Consider the following 2,346-nt stretch of genomic DNA (forward strand, 5'->3'; position numbering starts at 1 on the left):
GAGGGCCTGACATGAAAGCAGTCGTATTTCACGGCATCGGCGATATTCGCATCGACACGGTGCCCGATCCGGAAGTCTCCGCGACGACCGACGCGGTCGTGCGTCTTACCGCCAGCGCGATCTGCGGCACCGATCTGCACATGGTGCGCGGCACGCTCGGCGGCATGAAGCCGGGCACGATTCTCGGCCACGAAGGCGTCGGCATCGTCGAGGCGGTCGGGCGCGACGTGCGTAACCTGCGGCGCGGTGATCGCGTGCTGATTCCGTCGACGATCGCATGCGGCAGTTGCGCCTACTGCCGCGCGGGCTATACCGCGCAATGCGACGTCGCGAATCCTGGCGGGCCGCGTGCGGGCACGTCGTTCTTCGGCGGGCCGGCCGAAACGGGCCCGGTCGACGGGCTGCAGGCCGAATACGCGCGCACGCCGCTTGCGCATGCGAGCCTGATTCGGCTACCCGACGAGATTGACGACGATCGCGCGATCCTGATGTCGGACATTTTCCCGACCGGCTATTTCGGCGCGCAGCTCGCGGAAGTGAAGCCGGGCGATACGGTTGCCGTGTTCGGCGCGGGGCCGGTCGGGCAGTTCGCGATCGCGAGCGCGAAGCTGATGGGCGCCGGGCGCGTGATCGCGATCGACCGCATCGCGTCGCGGCTCGAGATGGCGTGCGCGCAGGGCGCCGAGATCGTCGATTTTTCCGAGGACGATCCGGTCGATACGGTGCTGCGGCTCACCGGCGGGATCGGCGTCGATCGCGTGATCGACGCGGTGGGCGTCGACGCGATGCGCGCGACGCACGGGCCGGCCGCGGCCGATCGCGACGCCGCGCGCGCGTTCGATGCCGAAGTCGACGCGATCGTGCCGCACCGCAAGCCGGACGGCCGCAACTGGGTGCCGGGCGACGGGCCGTCGCAGGTGCTGCAATGGGCGGTGCGCGCGGTCGCGAAGGCCGGCACGATCTCGGTGATCGGCGTGTACCCGCCGGCCGCGCGCGTGTTTCCGATCGGCGAGGCGATGAACCGCAACCTGACGATCAAGATGGGCAACTGCAATCACCGGACGGTGACGCCGCCGCTCGTCGAGCTCGTGCGTAGCGGCGCATTCGACCCGCTGTCGGTGCTCACGCGCACCGAGCCGCTGACCAACGCGATCGATGCGTATCGCGCGTTCGACGTGCGCGAGCCGGGCTGGATGAAGGTGAAGCTTGCGCCATGACGACGACACGAACCGAAACCGGGAGCACTGCGATGACCGATCAATACGACAACTGCATGGCCGCGTGCGACGCCTGCGCGCACGCATGTGATACCTGTGCGGCCGCCTGCCTCGCGGAGCGCGACGTGCACGCGCTGGCGACCTGCATCGCGCTCGACATCGAATGCGCGCAGCTGTGCCGCTTCGCGTCGGGCGCGATGGCACGCCGCAGCGGGCTCGCGCCGCGCATTTGCGCGCTGTGCGCGCACGCATGCGACCTGTGTGCGGCCGAGTGTTCGCGGCATGCGCACGAGCATTGCCGCCGCTGCGCGCTCACGTGCGAGGCGTGCGCGGCGATGTGCCGCGCGATGGCGTGAGCCCTACGGCGTCCCTTGAACCTGGCGTGCGACGCGCTGCAGTAGCGCGTCGAGCACGGCCATCTCGACGGGCTTCACGAGATGATCGTCGAAGCCCGCCTGCGCGGTGCGTTCGAGGTCGGACGCACGCGCGTGGCCGGACAGCGCGACGCAGGTCGTGTCGCGCAGCGCATCGATCGCGCGCAGTTCCTGCAACAGCGTGAAGCCGTCGACGTCCGGCATCGTCAGGTCGAGGATCATCAACTGCGGTGCGTAGTCGCGGGCGAGCGCGAGCGCTTCGTTCGCGTCGTACGCGACGCGCGGCGCGTGCCCTTTCAGTTGCAGCAGCACCGCGAGCGTATCGGCCGAGTCGCGGTTGTCGTCGACGACGACGATGCGCAGCGGCTCGACGGCCGGCTGCCCGGGCGCGGCAGGCGCGGGCGGTGCGGTGTGCTCGTTGCGCGCCATTTGCGCGATCGGCAGCCATACCGTGAACGTCGCACCGTGGCCGGGCCCGCCGCTTTCCGCGACGATCCGCCCGCCGTGCAGTTCGACGAACGACCGGCAGATCGCGAGCCCGAGCCCGAAACCGCCGGACGGGGAGCGGCCCGTCGCACCTTCCTGTTCGAACAGGTCGAAGATCGTTTCGAGCGCGCCGGGTGCGATGCCGACGCCGTGATCGACGACGCTGATCGCCACCAATGGCCCTTCGATTCGCGCGCCAACGTCGATTCGGCCGCCGTGCGGCGAGAATTTCGATGCGTTGTCGAGCAGGTTGTGCAGCACCTGCACGA

At 69.6% G+C, this 2,346-nt stretch carries 3 protein-coding genes; 2 read left to right on the forward strand and 1 reads right to left on the reverse strand.

Annotation, left to right across the window (positions count from 1 at the left end):
• Window positions 1-11: 11 nt before the first annotated feature.
• A complete protein-coding gene (locus tag JMF90_RS33760; protein ID WP_077179498.1) occupies window positions 12-1,217 on the forward strand; it encodes a zinc-dependent alcohol dehydrogenase in 1,206 nt (401 codons plus the stop codon).
• Between the two features lie 32 nt (window positions 1,218-1,249).
• Window positions 1,250-1,573 carry a four-helix bundle copper-binding protein gene (locus tag JMF90_RS33765; protein ID WP_012336581.1) on the forward strand — a complete coding sequence of 108 codons (324 nt, stop codon included), beginning with the start codon at window positions 1,250-1,252 and terminating at the stop codon, window positions 1,571-1,573.
• A 3-nt stretch (window positions 1,574-1,576) separates the two neighbouring features.
• Here JMF90_RS33765 and JMF90_RS33770 read toward each other — a convergent pair.
• A partial coding sequence (locus JMF90_RS33770; protein ID WP_201326050.1) for an ATP-binding protein occupies window positions 1,577-2,346 on the reverse strand: 770 nt, incomplete at its 5' end.

It is taken from the genome of Burkholderia sp. E168m23, assembly GCF_016586125.1.
Lineage (GTDB): Bacteria > Pseudomonadota > Gammaproteobacteria > Burkholderiales > Burkholderiaceae > Burkholderia > Burkholderia orbicola.

Coding starts and splice junctions, on each gene's coding strand:
- JMF90_RS33760 (WP_077179498.1), top strand. CDS start 12: ATGAAAGCAGTCGTATTTCACGGCATCGGCGATATTCGCATCGACACG.
- JMF90_RS33765 (WP_012336581.1), top strand. CDS start 1,250: ATGACCGATCAATACGACAACTGCATGGCCGCGTGCGACGCCTGCGCG.